The sequence below is a fragment of the Alteromonas alvinellae genome (assembly GCF_902705805.1).
In genome coordinates, this window is the sequence record NZ_CACSIH010000255.1 from 1 (window position 1) to 634 (window position 634).

At 42.6% G+C, this 634-nt stretch carries 1 pseudogene; it reads right to left on the bottom strand.

From position 1 onward, the window contains the following. Nucleotides 1-619 (bottom strand): annotated as a pseudogene (locus tag ACX5KA_RS19630) (integrase); the annotation flags it as partial. Between the last annotated feature and the right edge of the window lie 15 nt (nt 620-634).

Genomic DNA, 634 nt, shown 5'->3' on the forward strand with positions numbered 1-634 from the left:
ATGGGTGATCGGAATGGGCCGGAACATGCATACCTCCTGCGATACGCTTACCATTCGCCATTTTTTGATATATGCGAGCAAATATCTCAGCCTGTTGTGTGACTCGTTCTTTTTGTATTTCGCTGTAAAGTTTTTCAAATGAATAGGCATTTCGGGCATACCATCGCGTCATTGCCATCGACAAATGCGAAAATTGCTGCTTCAAGGCGGGGAAAGAACACAGCTCATAACCAATTAGGTAGTACGCGAGGGAGCGCCGTGTCTGGTGTGGCGAAAAGTGAAATTTATCACCCTGATTAAAAGATGTTTGGGTTGGGTCGGAGGTCTGTAAATGCCCCATATCTTCTGCTGTAAGTGTAAAATCAAATTTATCGCTGTTAAACCCCGTATTAATTTTAGTGTGTAATGCGCTCTTCCCTATAGGTTGGGGAAAAGCGATGTCCTTCAAGTTTGCAAACATTCGATGATTATTTTTCTTTGCAAATCTGTCGCGATAAGGCGTATTAATAGCATTTAATATATGGAAGGCTTTCCAACCCGTTTCCGTGGTTACAAACGTGTCATTTTTGGTTTGACTACTGATCGTAATTTTTGATTGGCGTGTAGCGGCGTTTTTCAAGGTAGTTGTCGCCTG